We start from the raw sequence: 22,728 nt of genomic DNA on the forward strand, positions 1-22,728 counted from the left end.
AGCGCGCTCAGTCCAGCACTGGCAGGCGCAGGCGGAATATCGCGCCGCCCGCGGGATGGTTGCCGGCCTCCAGCGAGCCGCCGCAACGCTCGACGATGCCGTAGCTGATCGCCAGGCCCAGGCCGGTGCCCTGGCCGGCGGGCTTGGTGGTGAAGAAGGGTTCGAATACCTGGCTGAGGTGCTGCTCGGCGATGCCGGGGCCATTGTCGCGCAGGGTGAGGGTGGCCCAGCCCGGCTCGCGGGCCAGCGCGATCCACAGCTGCGGCGGCTCGGCGGCGACGGAGCGGGCGGCGTCGTAGGCGTTCTGCGTCAGGTTCATCAGCACCTGCAGCAATTGCCCCGCGTTGCCCTGCACCTGCACGTCGCCGGCGGGTTGCCAGTGCACGATCAGGTCCGGCGCGGTGCCGCGGGTGATCCAGTGGATGGCGCGCTCGATGACGTCGTTGAGCGCCGCCTCGCCAGGGTGGCCACGGTCCATGGCCGAGAAGCGCTTGAGGGCGCTGACGATATCGGCGGTGCGCTGCGCGCCTTCCAGCGTGCCTTCGATCAGCGACGGCAGGTCGGCCAGCAGCGGGTCGATGCGCAGTTGCCGACGCAGCATCTCGCGCTGCTCCAGCGGCTGTTCCTCGTGCACCGCGTGCAGGTAGTCCTGCAGGCGCTTGCCATAGCCCCCCAGCACATGGGCGTTGGCCAGCACGAAGCTGATCGGGTTGTTCAGCTCGTGGGCCACCCCGGCGACCAGGCGGCCGAGGGACGCCATCTTCTCGGCATGCAGCAATTGCTGCTGGGTGCGCTTGAGCGCTTCGTGGGCGTCGTGCAGCTGGCGGTAGGCGTGCTGCAACTCGCCCAGCGGGCGGCCCACCAGCACATGGCCAAGGCAGCGCCCATGGGCGCCGCTGCGTACCGTGCAGCTGAGGTCCACCGGCAGCAGCGCGCCTTCGGCGCCGAGGAAGTTGACCTCCAGGCTGGCGCTGGCGTTGTCCCGGCGCAGGCCGCCGAGCAGGTGGCGCAGCCGCTCCACGCTGGCGTCATCGCCCAGCAGGGAATAGACCGAGCGACCCAGCACGCCGCGTTCGTCACTACCGACCAGCTTGCGCAGCGAGGGGTTGGATTCCTCGATCAGGCCTTCCGGGTCGCACGCCAGGAGGATGTCCGACATCGACCCCAGCATGCTCGCGATGAACTGCTGCGACTGTTCCAGTTCGGCGTTCTTCTGCTCCAGCTCGATCTCGTCCTGGACCAGTTGCGAGTAGACCTCGTCCATCTTGCCGATGACTTCCAGCCAGGCGTCTTCGTCCAGGTGCGACGGCGGTTTGCGGGCCATGGGATCAGCTCGTGGGGTGCAGGTGCGGGTGGGCGTGCTCAGTGTGCGACGCGGCCACCGGGATCAGGTTCAGTTGCCCGTGGCGCACGCCGCGCTCGGCACTCAGGCGCTCGGCGAAGGCGCGCACCTGCTGCACTGGGCCCTTGAGCATCAGGCTTTCCAGGCAGTGGTCATGGTCCAGGTGCACATGCTGGCTGGCAATGGTCAGGTCGTGGTGCGCGTGCTGCAGGGTCATCACCCGTTCGGCGAGGGTGCGCGCGTGGTGGCCGTAGACGTAGCTCAGGTTGGCGACGCAGTGCAGCGACTCGGCGTCCTCGCGCACGCGCGATTGCTCGACGTGGCGACGTAGGATGTCGCGCAGCGCCTCGGAGCGATTGCCGTAACCCTGGGCGCGAATCATCTGGTCGAGGGCGTCGGCCAGCTTGTCGTCGAGGGAGATGGTCAGGCGTTGCATGGCGTTACTCCGGGTCAATGCACGGTGCAGACCATGCAGGGGTCGAACGAGCGCACGATATGTTGCACCGCCACCGGGTTCTGTTCGCCGGGGCGAACCGGTGCGCCTTCCAGCGCCCGCTCCAGCGCGCCGGGGCGGCCCTGGGCGTCGCGTGGCGAAAAGTTCCAGGTGGTCGGGGCGATGATCTGGTAGCTGGCGATCCGTCCGTGTTCCACCTTGAGCCAATGCCCCAGCGCGCCGCGCGCGGCTTCGGTGAGGCCGACCGCGCTGCCGGTGTCCGGCAGGCGGCAGTCCTGGTGATACGCATCGCCAGGGCGCAGCGCGAGCAGCCAGTCTTCCATGAGTGACACAACCCGTGCCAATTCCATCAGGCGCGCCAGCACGCGGGTATAGACGCTGCCGCCACAGCGCGCCGCGGCATCGCGCAGCAACGGCTGGCCGTGGATCAACTGGCGCGCCAGGGCGCCGGTCTCCAGTACCGCGCCGGCCAGCCGCGGGGCCTTGTTCCAGGTATAGGCCGCGGGCTTTTCCAGGCTCGGCTCGGTCATGCCTTCGGCCGGGTGCAGAGGGCCGGTGCGGTCGTCCAGCCAGGCGTGGCTGGCGTCCTCGCGGATCTCCTCCAGCCACAGCGGCCGCACCTCGCTCAGCGCCGCATCCCACAGCCCGCGCGCGAAGACGAAGGTGCCGTCGGCCTGCGGATAGGCGCCGTAGGACAGGTACAGGCCCGGCCCCTGGCCCAGGTGTTCGAGGCCGCTATCCAGCACGATGCGCAGGAACTGGCGCAGGTCGCCCTGGTCCGGCGCCTCGGCGTACCAGGCCCACAGCTGGTCCTCGCTGGCGAGCCCGGCAATGCGCTCCAGCGGCGCGGCGAACAGCTCGCTTTCGAGGAACTGGCGGAACTCGCGGACCCGCGTCAACAGGCGCAGGCGCTCGGCCGGGTCGATGGCGCGGGTGGAGCCGCCGGGGTGGATCGAACCGGTGTGCGGCCACTTGCCGCCCAGCGTGCCGATCAGGTCCAGCCAGCGTTTGCGCGCGGCCAGGGCCAGGCGTTGCTGGCTGCCGGACTGCAGGGTGAAGCGCCGCACCGCGTCGGCGTACCAGGGGCGCCCGGCATACGCCGGCCGCACGAAGTCGGGCATGAAGAACAGGTAGAAGTGGCTCAGGTGATCGGCAAGGTTTTCCGTCGCCGCCATCAGGTTGGTGACCAGCAGGCCATTCGCCGGCGGCTGGACGCCGGCCAGCGCACCCAGGGCGCGCGCGGCGGCGACGGATTGCGACACCGAGCAGATGCCGCAGACCCGCGGCGCGTAGACCAGCGCATCGAGCGGCTCATGGTCGCGCAGGATCTGTTCGAAGCCCCGGAACATGGTGGCGTTGACCTTCGCCGAACGCACCTGGCCGTCCTCGATGTCCAGCTGGACTTCGAGGTCGCCTTCGACGCGGTTGAACGGTCCGACCAGCAGACGAGTCATGAAGATTCCCTAGCGGCGGGTGCGGCGGATGACGGGCGCGATCAGCGCATGGTCGGCGGTGGCGTTCTGCCGCACGCGCTCGGGCGTGGCCGATTTGGACAGCGCCGCCAGGGCGACGAACCAGGCCTTGGGCATGTCGGTGGGCAGGCCGATGGGGATGCCGGCGCGCTTGGGGGTGAGGTGGAACCCGTGCCCCGGTTCCTCGAAGCCGGGCGCCGTGCAGTTGATGCAGGCGTAGCCGCCGCGGGTGCAGGAGCCTTCGCCGTTCCACAGGCGGTTGTTGCAGTCGCCGTGGGCCTGTGTGCCCTTGCAGCCAAGGTTTTCCATCATGCAGCCGAGGTCGGAGGGTTTCACCGCACTGGCCTTGTACTCGTAGAACTCGTTGCGTGTGCAGCCGTGGTGGACCAGTTGATCGGCATAGAAGCGCGGGCGGCCCAGGGCGTCCAGGTCGCTGGCGCCGAACAGGCCGGCGGCCAGGGCCATCAGCGTGTCGGTGACCCAGCCCGGGTGCGTCGGGCAGCCGGCGACGTTGATCACCGGCAGCCCCTTGCCTGAACGGTAATCGGCGCCCAGCAGGCCGCCCAGGCGCTCGCCGTCGTACTGCAGGCCGCAGGCGTCGGTGGGGTTGTTGCCGGCCGCGGTGATGCCGCCGTAGGCGGCGCAGGTGCCGATGCCCAGGGTGTAGTCGGCGATCTCCGCGAGGCGCCGCACCCAGTCGATCATCGCCACGCCGGTGCCGGCCAGCAGGTGGAAGCGCCCGGTGCCATGGGGGCCGCGCAGCAGCGAGCCTTCGACGCACAGCGCATCCAGGTGGATGCGACCACTGAGGCAGTCATCCAGAATGGACAGCACCTCGCCGGCGCTTTCCAGCGACAGCGACGGGTGCCACAGCAGGTCGATCCCGGCGTTGCGCCAGAGGCCGGCGAAGTCCTGCGTGTCGGCGCACAGCAGCGACATGCTGCAGCCGCCGCAGCCACCCGATTGCAGCCAGAGCACGCGGAACGGGGCGCTCATGGCGATTCCTCCAGGCCGAAGCGGCGCAGCTTCTGGCGCAGGCCTACGCGGGACAGACCCAGCTCCCGCGCGGTGTGGGTCTTGTTCCAGTGGTTGCGCAGCAGCGCTTCCTTGAGCAGCGTCGCTTCGATGGCGTCGAGGTGATCCTGCAAGGTGCCCGCCGGGGCGCCGTGCTGGCAGGCGGCGGGCAGCGCGCCGCGTGCCTGGCCCTGCAGGACCTTCAGGGAGAACGCCCGGCTGCTCACCTCGGCGCCTTCGGACAGCGCGGCGGCGCGGTAGATCTCGTTGCGCAGCTCGCGGATGTTGCCGGGCCAGGTGTAGTGCAGCAGGCTGCCGAGGGCATCGGCGGCAAAGTGCAGGCCGGGCAGGTCGAGTTCCTGGCTGGCATCGGCGAGCAGCTTGCTGGCGATCGGGATCAGGTCGCCGCTGCGTTCGCGCAGGGGCGGCAACGCCAGGGAGACTCCGGCGAGGCGGTAGTAGAGGTCGCTGCGGAAGCGCCCGTCGCGCACATCCGCTTCGAGATCGCGGTGAGTCGCGGCGATCACCCGCACGTCGACGCGCACCGGGGTGCTGGCGCCGACCGGGCGCAACTCGCCTTCCTGCAGCACGCGCAATAGCTTGACCTGGAAGGCGGGCGAGGTATCGCCGATTTCATCGAGGAACAGGGTGCCGCCGTGGGCGCGCTGGATCAGCCCGATGTGATCCTGGTGCGCTCCGGTGAAGGCGCCGCGCTTGTGGCCGAACAGTTCCGACTCGAGCAGTGAGTCCGGCAGCGCCGCGCAGTTTTCCATGACGAAGGCCTTGTCGGCGCGCGGGCTGGCGTAGTGGATGGCGCGGGCCAGCAGTTCCTTGCCGGTGCCGGATTCGCCCAGCAGCAGCACCGAAAGATCGAAACGCGCCACCCGCGCCGCCAGTTCGCACACGGCATCCAGCGGGCTGCCGGGCTCGCGCACGATGCGGGAAAAGTCGAAGGCGTCGCGGACCTTGTCCAGCACCTGCTGGCTGCGCCGGCGCAGCACCGGGGTGGCTGCGCGCAGTTCGACGTCCAGGCGCTGCATGTGATTGTGCAGGGCGCGGCTTTCCACGGCGTTGCGCACGGTGGTGAGCAGGTGGTCGGGTAGCCAGGGCTTGAGCAGGTACTGGTAGATGCCGGCCTGGTTGACCCCGGCGATGATGTCCTCGGAGTCGGTGTAGCCCGAGAGCACGATGCGCACGACTTCGGGCCAGCGTTCGCGGGCCTCCTTGAGGAACTCGATGCCTTGCACGCCGGGCATGCGCTGGTCGCAGAGGATCACCGCCACCGGGTGCCGTTCGAGCAGTTCGCGGGCCTGCTCGGCCGAGTCGGCGAGCAGCACCTGGAACTCGCCGTCGAGCACCCGGGAGAGCGCTTCGCGCGAGCGCAGTTCGTCATCGATGACCAGGACGGTCGGTACGTGGGAATCAAAGCTGCCGAGTGAAGACATGGACGCCGGTTCAACTGTCGCAATGCTGAGGCCGGACAGAAGCTGACCCGGCGGTCACCGGATCATGACATTCGAAACGCAGCGGTGAAAGGGAACACTACCATTGGACTAGGCCGGTGGCTGCGTATCGCTACCAAGTCCGGATATGGCAATCCCGCGGCGCACTAGGCGTTGCGGGGCTGGCATTCGACGCGAGGCGTCTGCCGCGGGCCATCCCGCCTCAGGCCATGGGGGGCAGACGCCGCTTCACCGGGGTCTTCTTGACGATGGCGGTGTTGGTCTCGGCAAACCCGTTGAGGTGGTCGAGGATCTCGTCCAGCTGTTCCATGGAGCGCACGCACATCCGCGCGTAGAAGCAGTCCTCGCCGGTGACCTTGTCGCACTCGGTGAACTCGGGGATGGCCAGGATCTGCCGCTCCACGTCCTGCAGTTTCCCCGGCAGCGGGCGCACCCGGACGATGGCCTGCAGCTGGTAGCCGAAGGCGCGCGGGTCGACGTTCACCGTGTAGCCGGTGATCACCTGGCGTTCCTCGAGCTTGCGCAGGCGCTCGGCGACGCTGGGGGAGCTCAGGCCGCTGACCTGGGCCAGGGCCTTGAGGGACAGGCGCGAATCTTCCATCAGCGCCGCGATCAGTAATTGGTCGATTTCGTCGGTCATCTTCGTCCCGAAAGTCGTTTTGGGAAGTTGCCTTGATAATAAAGGCGACGGCGCGATTTTGCCTGCGTCAGGCGATGGAGTGCCTGCGCCTGCCTGTTCATACTGTTCGCCAACGAAGGGAGGTGAACCATGAACGAGCGAATTCGACGCGGCACGCTGGAAATGATCAGCGCCATGCTGATCTGCGGCACCATCGGCTGGCTGGTGGTGGTCTCCGGGCAACCGGTGCTGGACGTGGTGTTCTGGCGCTGCGTGTTCGGCGCGGCGACGCTGCTGGTGATCTGCGCGGCCATGGGCTTCCTGCGGCCGGGCATCCTCACCCGCGCCACCTTCGGCCTGGCGCTGCTCAGCGGCGCGGCCATCGTCGGCAACTGGGTGCTGCTGTTCGGCTCCTACTCGCGGGCGTCGATCGCCATCGGCACGGCGGTGTACAACGTGCAGCCGTTCCTGCTGGTGCTCCTGGGCGCGCTGTTCCTCGGCGAAAAGGTGACCGCGCAGAAACTCGCCTGGCTCGGCGTTTCCTTCGCCGGCATGCTGGCCATCGTCAGCGCCCATGGCGAACCGGGGCAGGTGGGCAGCGACTACCTGGGCGGTATCGCCCTGGCCCTCGGCGCGGCGGCGCTGTATGCGCTGGCGGCGCTGATCATCAAGCGTCTGAGCGGCGTGCCGCCGCACCTGATCGCGCTGATCCAGGCGGTGACCGGCATCCTGCTGCTGGCGCCCTGGGCGAACCTCTGGCCATTGCCGCAAGCCACCGCGGCCTGGGCCAGCCTGGCGACCCTGGGCATCGTGCACACCGGCATCATGTACGTGCTGCTCTACGGCGCGATCCAGAAACTGCCGACGGCACTGACCGGCGCGCTGTCGTTCATCTACCCGATCGCCGCCATCTTCGTCGACTGGTTCGCCTTCGGCCATCGCCTGACGCCGTTGCAATGGCTGGGCGTGGTCGCCATCCTGCTGGCCGCCGCCGGCATGCAGCGCGGCTGGAGCCTGAACCTGCGGCGCCTGGCCTGGCGCTGAAATCCGTGCTTGCCTGAGAATGCCGGGGAACCTGTGCCGCTGGGCACAGGTCCTGTAGGCGGCGGAAATTCAAGCAAGGAACGGACTATGACTGCGGCTGCCCTGACGGCAGATTCATTCGGCCTGGAAAGGCCTTCATCCCGACTCATTCACCTGCTGGGCGTGGCGGCATTGCTCACCCTGGCGGGTTGCGGCACGCGCGCGCCCAGCGTGCCGGAGCCGACGCCGGAGCAAGTGCGCGGCACCCTGGCCGCGCTGATTCCCCCTGGCGCGAGCGACCGCCAGGGCTGGGCGAAGGACATCCAGGTCGCCTTCACCACCCAGCGCATCCCGGCCACCACCGCGAACCTCTGCTCGGTGGTGGCGATCACCGAGCAGGAGTCCAATTTCAAGGCCGACCCGCCGGTGCCCGGCCTGGGCAAGATCGCCCGCGCCGAGATCGACCGCCGCGCCGGCAAGCTTCATGTGCCGGGATTTCTCATCGATACCGCGCTGGCGCTGAAGTCGCCCAATGGCCGCACCTACAGCCAACGCCTGGCCAGCGCGAAAACCGAGCGGGAGCTCAGCGCGATCTTCGATGACTTCATCGGTGGCGTGCCGCTGGGCCAGCAACTGTTCGGCCGCTTCAACCCGGTGCACACCGGCGGGCCGATGCAGGTCAGCATCGAGTTCGCCCAGGCCCACGCCGAGGGCTATCCGTACCCGGTGGACGGCAGCATTCGCCGCGAGGTGTTCAGCCGCCGTGGCGGCATGTACTTCGGCATCGCCCACCTGCTCGGCTACCCGGTGAACTACCCGCGCCAGCTGTACCGCTTCGCCGACTACAACGCCGGCTGGTACGCCAGCCGCAATGCCGCGTTCCAGCGCGCGGTGATGGATCTGACCGGCATCACCCTGGCACTGGACGGCGACCTGATCCTCTATGGCAGCTATGACGCCGGCAGCACCGAGAAGGCGGTGCGCACCCTGGCGCCGAGACTGGGCATGAGCGAGCGCGAGATTCGCCGCGACCTGGAGCTGGGCGACAAGCCGGACTTCACGACGTCGACGCTCTACACCAAGGTGTTCGCACTGGCCGAACGCTCCGCCGGCAAATCGTTGCCGCGGGCGATGCTGCCGGGCATCACCCTGCACAGCCCGAAGATCACCCGCCAGCTCACCACTGCCTGGTTCGCCCAGCGCGTGGACGAGCGCTACCAGCGCTGCCTCACGCGGGCGCCGAAAGACTGAGTCAATCCCCCTCGGCGGGGTCGCAGACGCCGGTGTTGCCGTCCGGGTCGGTGTAGGAAACGCTCGCCGTCCCGTCGTCGTTCAGCGTGATCTGCACGGTCACGCCTTCGCCCTTGGCGACCACGGTGTTGTTCTTGTCCTGGGTGACCTTGGCTTCCTGGCCATTGATGTAGACCGGCCCGTTCTCATCGGTGTGGATCTGCACGTCGTTCGGGCAGTCGTAGTTGAGCATGGGAATGGCGGCAAAGGCGGGCGGCATGGCGATCAGCGATGCGGCGATCAGTAGCGATTTCATGGCGTCTCCCAGACGAATGCAGGCACGGCGCGCGGCGGTGCGGACAGTGTCAGCGTAGTGCAGGCGCCGCTTGGTCGCCGGCTTCGCTGGCGGATGGCCATTTATCCGCCACTAGATTGAACCTGTCCCGCGGCGGATCTGTCAGAGCCTGTCTGAAACCTGGGAAGGGTCTGAAATGCTGTTCGTAGTCATGCTGGGCGGACGTCATCCGCGCGCGCGGATCGAGGTCCATGACGTGGCCTTCGTCATCGGCGACAACCTGAAATCCACCTACCCGCAATTGCGCGAGGCCTGGTTCGGCAGCCCGGACGGCCTGCACATCGACTCGTGGCTGGAGGTGGATGGCGTCGAGGCCTACCGTGTGGAATTCAGCGCCGCGATGCCGGCGCCGGGCGAGCAGCGGCTGTTCTTCGTCAACCTGGGCGGTTACGAACTGGGCAGCTTCGGCGAAGCGCACCAGTACGTGCTGGTGGCCGCGCGCGACGCCGCCGACGCCAAGGCCCGCGCCAAGCGCCGCATGCCGCGCAGCTGGGACAAGGCGCACACCGACGCGGTGATCGACGTCGACGATTGCATACCCATCGACCAGGTGGGCGGTCGCTACGTCCACCTTGTGGAGGGCGAAAGCCGCGGTGTGGTGCAGCGCAGCGACTACATCCTGCTGTGAGCCTTCGGCGCGGCTGACACGGCCCTGTCATAAAACCTGACGTATAAGGGGCGCAACGCCGCCCCCGCGCCGAGGTAACGATGACCGAGAAACGCCGAGTTCTGTTCGTCTGCGTCGCCAACGACGCCCGCTCGCCAATGGCCGAAGCCCTCTTGCGGCACACCGACGGCGAGCACTTCGACGCCTTCAGTGCGGGCATCCACCCGACCGCCATCGACCCGCGCGCGCGTCATGTGCTGGAGCACGCAGGTATCTCCACCGAGGGCCTGCGCAGCAAGTCCATCGACGAATTCCGCGGCCAGCATTTCGATTACCTGATCGACCTCTGCGACAAGTCCACCGACGAGGGTGACGAGCTGCCGACGTCCAGCGAGGTGATCGTGTGGAACTTCGTCGATCCCGCACAGAGCGGCCAGCACGACCCGTTCCGCCACACCCTGCAGGAAATCAGCGATCGCCTGAAGCTGTTCGAAATGGTGAAGAACCGCGACTGAAACGTCTGGCGATCACACAGCAAAAAGCCCGCACGGATGCGGGCTTTTTGCTTCGTAGGCCACAGGATTTCGCCGTTGCCTGGGGAGGATAGCGGCGGATTCCCGTAGAGATGGGGCGCTGGTCCTTCAGCGCAAGGGCATTCTGGCCGCCCTGCATGACGGTGCGGTGACGGCGGCATGAACAGCTGATGGCAATGCGCTTGCAGCGCTGTATCACTCGGCGGCATGAGCACTATCGATCCCGACACGTGGTCAGGCGGGGAGTGCCTCGATAGAGTCGTGGTCAAAGTCATGTCCGCGGCGCCGCTGATCCGCGCCTGCGTGAACCGAACCGGAGTGCCTATGAAGTCCCTGTCAGATATTGCCTTCTCCATGCTCGACCTGGTGCCCGTGCGCGACCAGGGCACCGCTGCCGAGGCGTTGCACAACGCCGTCGAGGTTGCCCGCCACGTCGAGCGCCTGGGCTTTACCCGCTACTGGCTGGCGGAGCACCACAACATGGACGGTATCGCCAGCTCCGCCACCGCCGTGCTGATCGGCCACATCGCCGGCAAGACCGAGCGCATCCGCGTCGGCTCCGGCGGGGTAATGCTGCCCAACCATCCGCCGCTGGTGGTGGCGGAAAACTTCGGCACCCTGGAAACCCTCTATCCCGGCCGTATCGACCTGGGCCTGGGCCGCGCGCCCGGCGCGGACCAGGCGACCATGCGCGCGCTGCGCCGCGATCGCCTGGGCGATGGCGCGGACTTCCCCGAGCAGGTTGCCGAGCTGGAAATGCTCCTCGGCCCGCGTCGTTCGCAGCAGTCGCTGCTGGCGATTCCGGGGGAGGGCACCAACGTGCCGATCTGGCTGCTGGGTTCCAGTCTGTTCAGTGCTCACCTCGCTGCGCAGAAGGGCTTGCCCTATGCCTTCGCCTCGCACTTCGCGCCGCGGTATCTGCACGACGCGCTGCGCATCTACCGCGAGAATTTCCAGCCCTCGGCAGTGCTCGACAAGCCCTACGCCATGATCGGCGTACCGCTGGTGGCCGCGCCGACCGACGATGAAGCCGAGTACCTGGCGACCACCGCCTTCCAGCGCGTGCTGGCGCTGATCCGCGGCGACAGCCTGAAGCAGAAGCCGCCGGTGAAGAGTATGGCCGGCCTGTGGCTGCCCCACGAGCAGGAGGCGGTAGGCAATTTCTTCGGCCTGGCGGTGATCGGCGGCCCGGAAAAGGTGCGCAGCCGCCTGGAAATCCTGCTGGAGCAGACGGGCGTGGACGAGATCATCTTCACCAGCGATATCTACGACCACGCGCTGCGCATGCGCTCGCTGGAGATCGTCGCCGGTCTCAAGTAGCCGGTGCGGTTGCCTGGGAGAACGTGCTCGTGAATGGCCTCCCAGCGGGCGGGTTCGCGAGCAAGCTCGCTCCTACAGGGCTGCGCCGCAGCTGTAGGAGCGGACCTTCTCCGCCAGGAAAACGCCGACGCGTAGCGCCCGTCCGGAACGCCATGGGGTGAGCGTGTCGTAGGAGCGGACTTCTTCCGCGATGGCTTCCGGCGCGATGCGGACCTATCGCGGACGGAGTCCGCTCCTACATTCCTCCCTGCATTCGCAGAAACGCTCTCAGGAAGCTGGAAGGCTCAGCCCTGTCCGTCGTCCTTCTTCTTCAGCAGGTCCGCCAGCCCGGCCAGGCCCTTGTGGGTGACCTTCGGCCCTTTGCTGCCGGCGTCGTTGCTGTTCTGGTAATGCAGGTCCACCTGGCGCTGGTGCTCGTTGTCGTGGCAGTAGAGGCACAGCAGCTCCCAGTTGGAGCCATCCTCGGGGTTGTTGTCGTGGTTGTGGTCGCGGTGGTGAACCGTCAGTTCACGCAGGCGCACCCCACTGAATTCGCGGCCGCAGCGGCCGCAGATCCAGGGGTACATCTTCAGGGCTTTTTCACGGTAGCTGCTTTCGCGGCGGCGCTGGGCTTCGGCGAGGACGGCGTCGACTTTGCTGGTGGGCTGGTTCATGGCTCGTGGCAGAGGTGCGGGATCGGACCTCCAGCATAAATCCGCCTCCGCGTGCTGACTACGGCCTGGGCGTGTCCGGGCGCGACCAGATCCACAGATTGCCAACGGCCATGCCGAGGATCACCGCGTAGAGCCATAGGCCGTGGGGCAGGGTGATCAGCATGATCGCCAGCGCCGCGAGCATCGCCAGGCTGGCGCTGATCTTGGCGCGGCGGGCGACGGCGCGGCCGTTGCGCCAGTTGTGCAGGATCGGGCCGAACAGGCGATGGTTCTCCAGCCAGGCGGCCAGGCGCGGCGAACTCTTCGAGGCGGCCCAGGCGGCGAGCAGGACGAACTCGGTGGTCGGCAACCCCGGCACCACCAACCCCACCATGCCCACGCCGAGGCTGGTGTACGCCAGCAGCGCGAACGCCAGGCGTGCCAGCCGCGAGCGGGCAGGGCCGAGGGGATTGGCGCACGCAGCACTGGCTGGCGCGCGCTCGAGGGTTTCAGACGGTGGCCGGAGCACTGTCATAGCTGTGTTGCAGCAGGTGGGCGAAGCGTTCGAAAGCCGCCACGGCGCCGGCGTCGGCTTCGCGTTCCTCGGCTTCGCTCAGTTCCAGGCCATCGAGTGTGCGGGTGAAGCGCTTCCAGCCTTCGGCGCGGCCGCCTTCGGGTTCGCCCAGGTGGCGGGCGCCGGTGTTCTCGTCCAGGCCCAGCGCGGCGACGCGCTTGATCAGGAAGGCCGCACCGAGCTTGGAACCTTCGGAGACGAACAGCCAGCCCAGGGCATGGGCCAGGCTCGGATTGGCGAGGGCGCCAGCGACCGGGGCGGGCACCTCGGTGTCGAGGTCGGCCAGGTCCAGGCGCGCCTGTTCGGCGCGGCAGCGCTGCGGCAGGTCGGGGAAGATCCGGCCCAGCGCGGCGTCCTGGTACAGGGCCTGGAGTTCGGACTGGAACAGGTACTGGGCGACGACGAAGCGGGCGAAACGCGCGCGGCTGGAGAAGGGCTCGCGGGCCTTTACCGCATGATCGAGACGCTCATGGGGGGCGTGGGTCAGCGCATTCAGGCGCTGCGAGCGCAGGGGCGGGAGTTCCTGGGTGGTCATGTCCAATTCCTTGAAATTGCAGGTCTTTACAGACGAGACGAACGAGTTCGGGGAAAGCGTAAAGATTGTCGGGCGTTCCGCGGGAGATGCCGGTGCGAAGGCGGTTCGCGAGCAAGCTCGCTCCTGCAAGGAGACCGTTCTCTATGTAGGAGCGAGCTTGCTCGCGAACAGAGCCGGCACGGGATTCACCAGGCGCCCCGGCGCTTGCCCGTCAGATATCCCACACCAGGTTCACCGCGAAGTTGCGGCCCGGCTGGGTCAGGCGGTCGAGGTTGGCCGGGGCCAGGACCGAGGCTTCGCCGACGCCGTCGTAGCCGCGTACGTCATCCCACAGCCAGTATTTCTTGTCGGTGAGGTTGTACAGGCCGGCGTTGAGGGTCAGGTCGTCGGTCAGCTTGTAGTAGCCGGTCAGGTCGAGGATGCCGAAGCCCGGGGTCTTGAACTGGCTGCTGGTGCCGTCGGGGGCGTTGAACTGGCTGTTGTCCACGCGGGTCTTGCGCTTGACCAGGGTCCAGTCGAGCAGGGCGCCGTAGCGGCCGGCCTGTTCGTCGTAGCCCAGGCCGAACACGCCGGTGAGCGGGTTGACGCTGTTGATCGGCTCGCCGGTGTCCTTGTTGCGCCCATAGGCGTAGGCCACCGAGCCCTTGGTGTAGAGACCCTGCGGCGCGCCGAAGGCGCCCAGTTCCAGGCGGCCCTTGAGCTCCACGCCCTTGATGATCGCGTTCTTGATGTTGTTGCTGGTGAAGGTCGGCTCGTCGTAGCCGGGGGTGATGGCGTCTTCGTTGATGAAGTCGCGGTACTTGTTATAGAAGACCGCCACGTCGAACGAGCCTTCCTCGAAGTTGCCGCGCAGGCCGGTCTCGTAGCTCTGGCTGCGTTCCGGGTCGAGGTCCGGGTTGGGCTCCACGCGGTAGCCGGCGCCGGGGTTGTCGAAGCGGCCGTAGAGCGCCTTGGCGGTCGGGGTGCGGAAGCCCTGGGCGTACTGCCCGTACCACAGGTAGTTGTCGTTGAATGCGTAGGTCACGCCGAGCTTGGGCGAGAGCTGATGCCAGCTCTTGCTGTCGCTGCTCACGTCGCCTTCGCCGCTCTGGTCGACGGTCTTCAGGAACTCGTCGGTGAGGTGCGGCTTGAGGCGGGTGTGGTCGTAACGCAGGCCGGGCAGGAAGGTCCAGGCGTTCCAGCGGATCTCGTCCTGGGCGAACAGGGCGTAGGTGTCGATGGTGGGGTCCGGGAAGTCGCTGCTGCGGGCCAGGGTATCGCTGGCGCTGGTAGCGCCGACGGCGGTGCAGCCGCGGCCGACGGCCAGGCAGGTGCCGGTGCCTTCGCGGTAGCCGGTGACCTTCTGGCGCTTGAGAGTAGTGCCATAGGTCAGCAGGTGGTCGGTGTCACCGAGGGCGAAGGCCTTGTCCAGTTGCAGGTCGAATACCCATTGGCGCTCCTTGTAGAGCGTTTCGCGGGTGCGCAGGACCTGGCGGGTGATGGGGTAGTAGAACTCGTCGGTGCTCTGGTCGGTCTTGGCGACCTGGTAGTTGAAGGTCCACCTGGCGTGGTCGGCAAGGCTGCTGTCCAGCAACAGCGAATGTTCCAGGCCGTAGCGTTCGCGGGTGATGGTGTCGTTGCCGGTGCGCCACTGGTACATGCCGCCGGGCAGCACGCTGGGCGGCAGCGCCGGTTGGCCGTTGCTGTAGGGGCCGCCGTAGGCGCTCTTCTGGTCGGTATCGACGTCGTCCTTGTACTTCTCGTAGACCAGGCCGAAGCGGCTGCCCTCGGCGTAGTTCCAGCCAAGCTTGGCCAGCACGTTGGTGGTGCGCACGTCCTCGGGGTTGGCCTCGGTGCGCGACAGGCCGGTGCCGCCGGTGCTGCCGTAGGACTCGGTCTCGTGCCCGTTGCGCTGGCTCAGGTGCAGCAGGCCGTCGAAGGCGTCGTGGCGGCCGGCGACGGTGGCGGAGGTCAGCCAGCTGTCGTCGGCCGAGCTGTAGCCGGTCTTCAGGCGTGCGCCGACGTCCCGGCCGTCCTTGATGATGTCGTCCGGGTCGAGGGTGAAGTAGCTCACCGCACCGCCGATGGCGTTGCTGCCGTACAGGGCCGAAGCCGGGCCGCGCAGCACTTCCACGCGCTTGATGATCTCCGGGTCGACGTAGTTGCGCTCGGTCTGTGCGTAGGGGCCGTTGAAGAAGCTGTTGGGGATCTCGACGCCGTCGATCTGCGTCAGCACGCGGTCACCGTCGATGCCACGGATGTTGTAGCCGGTGATGCCGGCGCGGTTGCCGGTGCCACCAACGGAGACGCCGGGCATGTCGCGCACCAGCTCCTTGATGGTGTTGACGTTCTGGCGGTCCAGCTCCTCGCGGCCGACGACGTTCACCGTGGTCGGCACCGAGGTGACGCTTTGCGCCTGGCGGGTGGCGGTAACGGTGAGTGGCTGCATCTCGGCGACGGAGGTGAGGTTGCGCTCCAGTACGACGTTGCGCGGGCCGAGCTGGCGCACGGTGAGGCCGGTGCCGCCGAGCAGGGTCTTCAGCGCGCGTTCCGCCGGCAGCTGGCCGCTGACGCCGGGGGACTCCACGCCGTTGGCCAGGTCACCGGCCACGCCCACCTGCCAGCCGGTCACTGCGCTGAAGGCGTTGAGTGCCTGGGGCAGCGGCTGGCGGGCGATGTCGAAGCGGTAGCCGGACTGGGTCTGGCTCGCCTCGGCGGCGATGGCAGAGGGGGTCGGCAGGCTGGCGAGTCCGATGGACAGGGCGAGCAGCGAGATGCCGGCCGGCGCGGACAGCCGGCGCAGAGGGGCGCGCGAAGGAGAAGGGGTCATCGAGGGGCTCTCTTAGTCAGTCGTTGTTCGCATTCGTAAATGCGAATCTATTGCATTGGCTTCTGACTAAACGAACGAGCCTTTCGGATCGCGTAAAAAACTTTCTGCTTAGTTGAGAATCAGCAGTTTCGGGTATTCGTGCAGCTCGGCGGAGGCGATCTGCGCGAGCGAACGGGCCACACCCAGCGGGTCGTCCAGGCGCCAGTTGCCGGTGACGCTGACGTTGTCCAGGCGCTCGTTGGTGTTGACGATCCAGCCGGGGTAGTACCGGCGCAATTCCGTCAGCACCTGGCTGAGCGGGCAGTTCTCGAACACCAGGCGGCCCTTGACCCAGGCCAGCTGGGATTCGGCGTCCGCACCGTGCTGGCGTTCGCCGAAGCCCTGGGGGCCGACGCGGATGCTGTCGCCGGCGCCGAGGCTCACGCGGGCGTCGTCCTGGCGCGTGCGCAGGTCCACTTCTCCGCGTTGCACGCTGACTTCCGCCTCGTTGCCCAGGTAGCGCACCGCGAAGGCCGTGCCGCGCACCGTCACCTGCACCGGCCCGGCTTCCACCTCGAAGGGGCGGCTGCGGTCGTGGGCGACGTCGAAGAAGGCTTCGCCGCGGTAGAGGCGGGCGATGCGCTGCTGGTCATCCACCTGGCTGGAGAGCGCGGTATCGGTGTTGAGCAGCACCTTGGATCCATCGGCCAGCTGGACTTTCTGCCGCTCGCCCACCGCGGTGAAGTGGTCGGCGCGCAGGCGTGTCAGCAGGTCGCCCTGCACTACGACTCCTATTGCCAGGACCAGCGCGGCCGCCGTGGCGACGGGTGTCCAGACGCGCCGCCGCAGCCGCAACGGACGGACCTTCTCCTGCACCCGCCGGCGCTCCAGGCGCGCGGCGGCGACCGGCAGCAGCGGCGACTGCCACGCCTCGCGCACGCGCTGGTAAGCCCGCGCATTGCCGTCGCTGGCGGCGAGCCAGGCCTCGAAGCGCGCGCGGCTAGTGGCGTCCATGTCGTCCCCCAGGACCAGCCAGTCGAGGGCTTCGGCCATCTGCTGGTCATCGGGCGGCGTGGCGTGGGGCAAGGGGCGGTCCTCGGTTCGGTGCTGGGTCGTTGAGCCGCGCATTGTTGTCGAATCGGCCGGCGAACGGTAGTCCGTCATACCGGCTCTTCCAGGCGGCTGACCAGGCCGACGCAGATCGCCATGATCAGTTTCAGCTCCTTCTGCACCGTACTGGGCGAGACGCCCAACTGCTCGGCGATCTCCGCATAGCCGCAGCCGTGCAGGCGACTGAGGATGAAGATGCGCTGCTGGCGCTCGCTGAGTTGCCCGAGGGTGGCGCCCAGGCGCTCCAGCAGCTTCTCCGCGTGCAACTGGTCCTCGGCGCTGGAGCCCGGCGCGGGCACGGCCTGCAGTACGTCGAAGGGCACGTCATCGAGCAGGGTTCGCGACTGCATGCGCAGGTGGCGCAGGTGGTCCAGGGCGAGGTTGCGCCCGGTCTGGAAGAGGAAGGGCTCCAGGTGGTCGATGCGGCGTTCGAGCAGAGTGCGGGCGACGCGCAGGTAGGTTTCCTGCACCAGCTCTTCGGCGATGCTCGGGTTCTTCACCATCCGCACGAGCGTGCGCAGCAACGGCAGGCGCTGGGCCAGGAAGACCGCGTCGAGGTTGGAAGTGCTCACAAGGGCGTCCAGCAGGAATAATTATCAAATGATAATTAATATTATTAAGACGTGACTCATGGCACAAGCCCATCAGTGGCCCAAGGGATTGCCCGTCCACGAAAAAAGGGCGAGGCGCGCGGGGCGCCTCGCCCATTCCCTCAGCCGGCCGGTGAGGGGCAAGCGGGACTCAGGAGCGCACGGGGCGTGCATCCAGGCGTGGTTCGTTGCTGTGCGACGCGGCCTGGCTGGCGGCCTCCGGGCGGCTGTTCCAGTGCGGAATGAGAATGCCGGCGGCGATCAGCGCGGTGACGGTGAAGCCGATGAACACCGTGTAGGTATCGAAGTAGCCCGGCAGCAGGCCGCCGAGGATCGCCCCGATGGAGCCGCAGCCGTTGACGAAGCCCGCCGCGGTGCCCGCCGCTTCGCCGGTGCCGAAGTCCACGGCGGCCGCGCCGCTGATCATCGAGTCCGGCCCATACAGGGTCAGGCCCATCATGAACAGCAGGCCCAGCACCAGCAGGCTGCTGCCGGTCTGCATGGCCGGCACGAACAGCGCCAGGCACACTGTCAGGCCGAGCAGGCTGATCACGCAGGCCGGCATGCGCCGCGCGCCGAAGAGGCGGTCCGAGGCATAGCCGATCAGGATCGGCCCCAGCAGCCCGGCCACTTCGAAGGCTGACGGCAGGATCGCCGCGCCCACCTTGCCCAGCCCCGGCATGCGTTCGTAGACGATCACCGGGCCCCACAGCAGGATCGCATAGCGCGCCGGCTTGAGCAGGAAGTACGCCAGGCCCAGGGTCAGCACGGTGCGGTTGCGCAGCACCTTGCCGAGGATGCGCAGGGATTTGCCGTTCTCGCCCTCGTGCTTGAAACCGGCGTAGTTCACTGCGTCGGGTTGCTGCACATCGGCTTCCACCGGCGGCAGGCCGACGTCCTGCGGACGGTTGCGCTGCAGCAGCAGGAAGAGGATGGCGACCGCACCGACCACGGCGGCGGTGGAGTAGAACGCCGCGTGCCAGGTGCCGAATACCTCATAGGCCCACCAGCCGGCGAACGGCGAGGCGACCAGCCCGCCGAAGGCGTAGCAGGTGCTCCACAGCCCGAGCACGCGGCCGCGTTCGTGGGTGGCGAAGAAGCTGCCGATGTTCTTGCACAACCCCGACCAGCCGGTGGACTGTGCCAGGCCCTGCACCACCATGCAGGTGGCGAAGATCGGCAGGGTGGCGAAGCTGCCCATCACCAGCGCCGCGGCGGCGGAGATCAGCAGACCCCCGAACACCACTACGCGCGGGCCGTAGCGGTCGGCGAAGACGCCCCAGGTGAACTGGCCCACCGCGTAGGCGGTCAGGTAGATGGCGTCGAGGTTGGCCATCGCGATCTTGTCGAGAGGGAAGGTGGGGTCCTCGGCGATGCCGAGCTTGGCCACCGAGAAGGCCTTGCGGGTGAAGTAGAAGGCCGCGTAGGCCAGCCAGGTGATGGCGAAGATCTGCCATCTCCAGCGTGCCAGGGATGCGCGCGGCGAAGCGGTGCCGTGAGGGTTGAGCATGGTCTGACCTCGTTGTTGTTGTGCTGTGCCGGCAGTCAGTGGGTAACGCCTGTTTGTTGTTCTTGTTCTGGGAGCACGTCGCACCGTCGTTGCGGTGCGGGTCAGAAACGCTGCAGCTGTTCTGTGCCGTCGCTGCGTCCGGTGGGGTACAGCGGCGGTGGAAGGATGGAAACAATTCCGAATAAATAACTGAAATCGATTTATCAGATTTCAAAAATAAGCTGGGCTTGTATGTCGGCAGGGCATGACGCTAATGTTCTGTGCGAACGACCCTGTAGTCGCTTTCCCTCCAGGGGCGGAAAGACGGTCAGACCCTTCCCGCCGAGGCGCGCCCCATGTCCGTTTCCCACGCTCAGCTCAAGGCCTTCCATGCCGTTGCCGTGCACGGCAGCTTCACCCGCGCCGCCGAACGGCTGTTCCTCACCCAGCCGGCGGTGTCCGACCAGGTGCGCAAGCTGGAGGAGCGCTACGGCGTGCTGCTGTTCCACCGCAACAAGCGTTCGGTGCGCCTGACCGAACTGGGCGAGCGCCTGCTGGCGGTCACCCAGCGCCTGTTCGTGATCGAAGCCGAGGCGCAGGAGTTGCTGCAGGAGTCCAGCGCGCTGCAGACTGGCAGCCTGACCCTGGCGGTGGACGCGCCGGTGCACGTTTTGCCGCAGATCGCGCGCTTCTGCCAGCGCCATCCGGGGATCCGCGTGAAGCTGGAGACGGGCAACACCGACGAATCCCTGCAGCGCCTGTTCGACTACCAGGCAGATCTGGCGCTGCTGGGCCGCGAGGTGCAGGACGAGCGCCTGCTGACCTTCACCCTGCGCAGCGATCCCATCGTCGCCTTCGTCGGCCGCAGCCATCCCTGGGCCGGGCGCGAATCCATCGAACTGGCCGACCTCGACGACGCCCCGCTGGTACTGCGCGAGCAGGGCTCGGTGACGCGGCAGATGCTCGAAGCGGAGATGGCCCGCGCGGGCCTGCGCATCCGCCCGGCCATCGAGGTGGAAGGCCGTGAGGCATCGCTGGAAGCGGTGGCGGTGGGCATTGGCGTGGGCGTGGTGTCTGCCGCCGAACTGGGCGCGGATGCGCGGGTACATGCATTGCCGATCCGCGATTGCCATTGGCGCATGAGCGAGACGCTGGCGTGCCTGCGCGAGCAGAGCACGCGACGGATCGTGGCGACCTTTCTCGATCTGGTGAAGGAAGATTTGCCGGCGGAGTAGGGCGGCGGTTCGCGAGCAAGCTCGCTCCTACAACCCGGTCTTACATCGAAGCGCTCTGGGTAGGAGCGAGCTTGCTCGCGAACCGCATCCTTCCCAACGTTCCGTCAGCACCCGTAGGGCGAATATCCCGTGCGGCGCTGTTGTAGGAGCGCACCATGCCCCCCCTCGCGCGCATGGTGCGCTCCTCCAGCTGGGTTGCGCTCCCTCAGCCCTGCGCCAACTCCAGAAACGCACTCACCACCCGCAACCCCCGGCGCCGCTCCAGGCAGCCGATGGCATGGCGGTTGACCAGCCCATCGCCGCCCAGCGGGATCGCCTTCACCCGCGGGTCCGGGCTGACTTCCAGCGACGACACGATGCCGACCCCCAACTCCGCCGCCACCGCTTCGGTCACCGCCTCGCGGCTGTCCAGTTCCAGCAGCACGCGCGGCTCGACGGCCGCCGCCGCGCAGGCTGCGTCGAAGGTGCGGCGGGTGATGGAATCCGGCTCGCGCAGCACCATGATCTGCTGGTCCAGCTCGCCCAGCGGCAACTCGCCCCGGTGCGAACTCCACCCATGGCTGGCTGGCACCAGGGCGCAGATGCGTGACTCCACCAGCTCGCGCAGAAACAGCCCGGCGCGCGGCTCCACCTCGGTCAGCACGGCGATATCGACGTGCTCGTCCATCAGCGCGGCGAGGGTTTCCTGGGCGTTGCCCAGGCGCAGGTTGACAGTGATGCCGGGGTAGCGCGCGCGCAGCCGGGCGAGCATCGGCATGACCAGGTGTGGGCCGTCGGCAGCCACTTCGATACGCCCGCTCACCAGCTCGCGGCTGGCGTCGAGCAGGGCCTCGGCTTCCTCTTCGAGGGCGAACAGCGTGCGACTGATCGCCGACAGCCGTACGCCATCTTCTGTCAGCTCAACACCCCGCGCGGTGCGGCGGAAGAGGTTCACCTGGTAGTGCTCCTCCAGCGCCTTGACGTGCCCGGTCACTGCCGGCTGGCTGATGAACAGGCGTTCCGCGGCGCGGGTGAAGCTGCGTTCGCGGGCGACGGCGTCGAAGGCGCGGAGCTGGAAGAGGTTCATGATGTATATGTCCGGCTTATGCAGTGCATCGTGATAAACAATTTGAACGATATCACCCCCGCCGGCAAGTTATGCCCAGGCCGCCGCGACCCCGCCCGGCCCAACCGAATTCAGCCCTGACGACGTTCCCACGAAAGAGGAATCGAGCATGAGCACTGCCGAGCGAGCCCCCATCCTGCTGACTCCCGGTCCGCTGACCACGTCCCCCCGCACCCGTCGCGCCATGATGGTCGACTGGGGCTCGTGGGACCGCGACTTCAACGACCTGACCGCCGACGTCTGCAAGCGCCTGCTGGCGATCATCCACGGCGAAGCGACCCACACCTGCGTACCGCTGCAGGGCAGCGGCACCTTCTCCGTCGAGGCGGCCGTGGGCACCCTGGTGCCGCGCGACGGCAAGGTGCTGGTGCTGATCAACGGCGCCTACGGCAAGCGCCTGGCGAAGATCTGCCAGGTGATCGGCCGCCCATTCAGCACCTTCGAAACCGAAGAAGACGTGCCGACCACCGCCGCCGACGTCGACCGCCTGCTCGGCGCGGACCCGAGCATCACCCACGTCGCGCTGATCCACTGCGAAACCAGCACCGGCATCCTCAACCCGCTGGCGGAGATCGCCAAGGTCATCGAGGCCCACGGCAAGCGCCTGATCATCGATGCCATGAGCTCCTTTGGCGCGCTGGACATCGACGCCCGCCAGGTGCCCTTCGATGCGCTGATCGCCGCGTCCGGCAAATGCCTGGAAGGCGTGCCCGGCATGGGCTTCGTCTTCGCCCGCACCTCCGCCCTGAACGCCAGCGCCGGCAATTGCCATTCGCTGTCGATGGACCTGCAGGACCAGCACGCCTACATGGCCAAGACCGGCCAATGGCGTTTCACTCCGCCGACCCACGTGGTGGCCGCGCTGCACGAAGCGCTCAGCCAGTATGAAGAGGAGGGCGGCCTCGCGGCCCGTCATCAGCGTTACGCAAACAACTGCCAGACTCTGCTGGCGGAGATGTCCGGACTCGGCTTCCGCAGTTTCCTGCCCGCGGCGATCCAGGCGCCGATCATCGTCACCTTCCACGCCCCGCGGGACGCCCGCTACAGCTTCACCGAGTTCTACAACCGGGTACGCGAGAAGGGCTTCATCCTCTACCCCGGCAAGCTGACCCAGGTGGAAACCTTCCGCGTCGGCTGCATCGGCCAGGTCGACGCCAGCGGCATGCGCGCCGCCGTGGCAGCCATCGCCGAAACGCTGAAGGAAATGGAAGTCTTCGAGATCTGACGCCCGCCCGAAT

The 22,728-nt window shown here is 67.6% G+C and carries 22 protein-coding genes; 7 read left to right on the plus strand and 15 right to left on the minus strand.

Annotation, left to right across the window (positions count from 1 at the left end; genetic code table 11):
• Positions 1 to 7: 7 nt before the first annotated feature.
• From ACNFIA_RS15455 to ACNFIA_RS15480, 6 genes are all read right to left on the minus strand, one after another.
• A complete protein-coding gene (locus ACNFIA_RS15455; protein ID WP_416786292.1) occupies positions 8 to 1,324 on the minus strand; it encodes a sensor histidine kinase in 1,317 nt (438 codons plus the stop codon).
• Positions 1,325 to 1,328: 4 nt separating this feature from the next.
• The gene (gene nikR, locus ACNFIA_RS15460; RefSeq protein WP_416786294.1) at positions 1,329 to 1,778 is read right to left on the minus strand and encodes a nickel-responsive transcriptional regulator NikR; all 450 of its coding nucleotides are present in this window, start codon (positions 1,776 to 1,778) and stop codon (positions 1,329 to 1,331) included.
• Positions 1,779 to 1,792: 14 nt separating this feature from the next.
• Positions 1,793 to 3,250: a nickel-dependent hydrogenase large subunit gene (locus tag ACNFIA_RS15465; RefSeq protein WP_416786296.1), complete on the minus strand. Its 1,458-nt coding sequence runs from the start codon at positions 3,248 to 3,250 to the stop codon at positions 1,793 to 1,795.
• Positions 3,251 to 3,259: 9 nt separating this feature from the next.
• Positions 3,260 to 4,264 carry a HupU protein gene (locus ACNFIA_RS15470; RefSeq protein ID WP_416786299.1) on the minus strand — a complete coding sequence of 335 codons (1,005 nt, stop codon included), beginning with the start codon at positions 4,262 to 4,264 and terminating at the stop codon, positions 3,260 to 3,262.
• The gene (locus ACNFIA_RS15475; protein WP_416786302.1) at positions 4,261 to 5,727 is read right to left on the minus strand and encodes a sigma-54-dependent transcriptional regulator; all 1,467 of its coding nucleotides are present in this window, start codon (positions 5,725 to 5,727) and stop codon (positions 4,261 to 4,263) included. The genes ACNFIA_RS15470 and ACNFIA_RS15475 overlap by 4 nt, the downstream gene beginning before the upstream one ends.
• Before the next feature lie 220 nt (positions 5,728 to 5,947).
• Positions 5,948 to 6,385: an Lrp/AsnC family transcriptional regulator gene (locus ACNFIA_RS15480; protein WP_259754452.1), complete on the minus strand. Its 438-nt coding sequence runs from the start codon at positions 6,383 to 6,385 to the stop codon at positions 5,948 to 5,950.
• A gap of 129 nt (positions 6,386 to 6,514) precedes the next feature.
• Here ACNFIA_RS15480 and ACNFIA_RS15485 point away from each other — a divergent pair, with 129 nt between their 5' ends.
• Positions 6,515 to 7,408 carry a DMT family transporter gene (locus ACNFIA_RS15485; protein ID WP_416786305.1) on the plus strand — a complete coding sequence of 298 codons (894 nt, stop codon included), beginning with the start codon at positions 6,515 to 6,517 and terminating at the stop codon, positions 7,406 to 7,408.
• 87 nt (positions 7,409 to 7,495) lie between these two features.
• A complete protein-coding gene (locus ACNFIA_RS15490; RefSeq protein WP_416786308.1) occupies positions 7,496 to 8,638 on the plus strand; it encodes a DUF1615 domain-containing protein in 1,143 nt (380 codons plus the stop codon).
• 1 nt (position 8,639) lies between these two features.
• Here the strand turns inward: ACNFIA_RS15490 and ACNFIA_RS15495 are convergent, their stop codons facing one another.
• Positions 8,640 to 8,933, minus strand: coding sequence for a hypothetical protein (locus ACNFIA_RS15495; RefSeq protein WP_416786311.1), 294 nt, complete (start codon positions 8,931 to 8,933; stop codon positions 8,640 to 8,642).
• A 175-nt stretch (positions 8,934 to 9,108) separates the two neighbouring features.
• Between ACNFIA_RS15495 and ACNFIA_RS15500 the strand changes: the two genes are divergently transcribed.
• From ACNFIA_RS15500 to ACNFIA_RS15510, 3 genes are all read left to right on the plus strand, one after another.
• Positions 9,109 to 9,600, plus strand: a complete 492-nt coding sequence (locus ACNFIA_RS15500) for a DUF1543 domain-containing protein (protein WP_259754456.1) — start codon at positions 9,109 to 9,111, stop codon at positions 9,598 to 9,600.
• Between the two features lie 80 nt (positions 9,601 to 9,680).
• Positions 9,681 to 10,094 carry an arsenate reductase ArsC gene (locus ACNFIA_RS15505; protein WP_259754457.1) on the plus strand — a complete coding sequence of 138 codons (414 nt, stop codon included), beginning with the start codon at positions 9,681 to 9,683 and terminating at the stop codon, positions 10,092 to 10,094.
• Between the two features lie 342 nt (positions 10,095 to 10,436).
• Positions 10,437 to 11,432 carry an LLM class flavin-dependent oxidoreductase gene (locus tag ACNFIA_RS15510; protein ID WP_416786315.1) on the plus strand — a complete coding sequence of 332 codons (996 nt, stop codon included), beginning with the start codon at positions 10,437 to 10,439 and terminating at the stop codon, positions 11,430 to 11,432.
• 284 nt (positions 11,433 to 11,716) lie between these two features.
• Here ACNFIA_RS15510 and ACNFIA_RS15515 read toward each other — a convergent pair whose 3' ends face one another.
• The 7 genes from ACNFIA_RS15515 to ACNFIA_RS15545 all read right to left on the minus strand — a co-directional run bounded on the left by ACNFIA_RS15515 (position 11,717) and on the right by ACNFIA_RS15545 (position 19,171).
• Positions 11,717 to 12,085, minus strand: a complete 369-nt coding sequence (locus tag ACNFIA_RS15515; protein ID WP_416786317.1) for a YajD family HNH nuclease — start codon at positions 12,083 to 12,085, stop codon at positions 11,717 to 11,719.
• A gap of 58 nt (positions 12,086 to 12,143) precedes the next feature.
• On the minus strand, positions 12,144 to 12,599 hold the full coding sequence (locus ACNFIA_RS15520; protein WP_416786319.1) for a YbaN family protein: 456 nt from the start codon (positions 12,597 to 12,599) through the stop codon (positions 12,144 to 12,146).
• Positions 12,574 to 13,173, minus strand: coding sequence for a biliverdin-producing heme oxygenase (locus ACNFIA_RS15525; protein WP_416786321.1), 600 nt, complete (start codon positions 13,171 to 13,173; stop codon positions 12,574 to 12,576). The genes ACNFIA_RS15520 and ACNFIA_RS15525 overlap by 26 nt, the downstream gene beginning before the upstream one ends.
• Positions 13,174 to 13,384: 211 nt before the next feature.
• Complete coding sequence (locus ACNFIA_RS15530; protein WP_416786322.1) at positions 13,385 to 15,982, minus strand: TonB-dependent receptor; 2,598 nt, start codon at positions 15,980 to 15,982, stop codon at positions 13,385 to 13,387.
• Positions 15,983 to 16,090: 108 nt separating this feature from the next.
• The gene (locus tag ACNFIA_RS15535; RefSeq protein ID WP_416786711.1) at positions 16,091 to 17,014 is read right to left on the minus strand and encodes a FecR family protein; all 924 of its coding nucleotides are present in this window, start codon (positions 17,012 to 17,014) and stop codon (positions 16,091 to 16,093) included.
• Positions 17,015 to 17,121: 107 nt separating this feature from the next.
• On the minus strand, positions 17,122 to 17,643 hold the full coding sequence (locus ACNFIA_RS15540) for an RNA polymerase sigma factor (RefSeq protein WP_259754463.1): 522 nt from the start codon (positions 17,641 to 17,643) through the stop codon (positions 17,122 to 17,124).
• A gap of 169 nt (positions 17,644 to 17,812) precedes the next feature.
• Complete coding sequence (locus ACNFIA_RS15545) at positions 17,813 to 19,171, minus strand: MFS transporter (RefSeq protein ID WP_416786326.1); 1,359 nt, start codon at positions 19,169 to 19,171, stop codon at positions 17,813 to 17,815.
• Positions 19,172 to 19,506: 335 nt separating this feature from the next.
• Here ACNFIA_RS15545 and ACNFIA_RS15550 point away from each other — a divergent pair, with 335 nt between their 5' ends.
• Complete coding sequence (locus tag ACNFIA_RS15550; protein ID WP_416786328.1) at positions 19,507 to 20,385, plus strand: LysR substrate-binding domain-containing protein; 879 nt, start codon at positions 19,507 to 19,509, stop codon at positions 20,383 to 20,385.
• Positions 20,386 to 20,590: 205 nt separating this feature from the next.
• Here the strand turns inward: ACNFIA_RS15550 and ACNFIA_RS15555 are convergent, their stop codons facing one another.
• Complete coding sequence (locus ACNFIA_RS15555; RefSeq protein WP_416786331.1) at positions 20,591 to 21,451, minus strand: LysR substrate-binding domain-containing protein; 861 nt, start codon at positions 21,449 to 21,451, stop codon at positions 20,591 to 20,593.
• Between the two features lie 148 nt (positions 21,452 to 21,599).
• Between ACNFIA_RS15555 and ACNFIA_RS15560 the strand changes: the two genes are divergently transcribed.
• Positions 21,600 to 22,715 (plus strand): 2-aminoethylphosphonate--pyruvate transaminase, encoded by a 1,116-nt coding sequence (locus ACNFIA_RS15560; protein WP_416786333.1) that lies wholly within the window; start codon positions 21,600 to 21,602, stop codon positions 22,713 to 22,715.
• The last annotated feature ends 13 nt before the right edge of the window (positions 22,716 to 22,728 follow it).

It is taken from the genome of Pseudomonas sp. NY15437, assembly GCF_048068435.1.
Lineage (GTDB): Bacteria > Pseudomonadota > Gammaproteobacteria > Pseudomonadales > Pseudomonadaceae > Pseudomonas > Pseudomonas nitroreducens_B.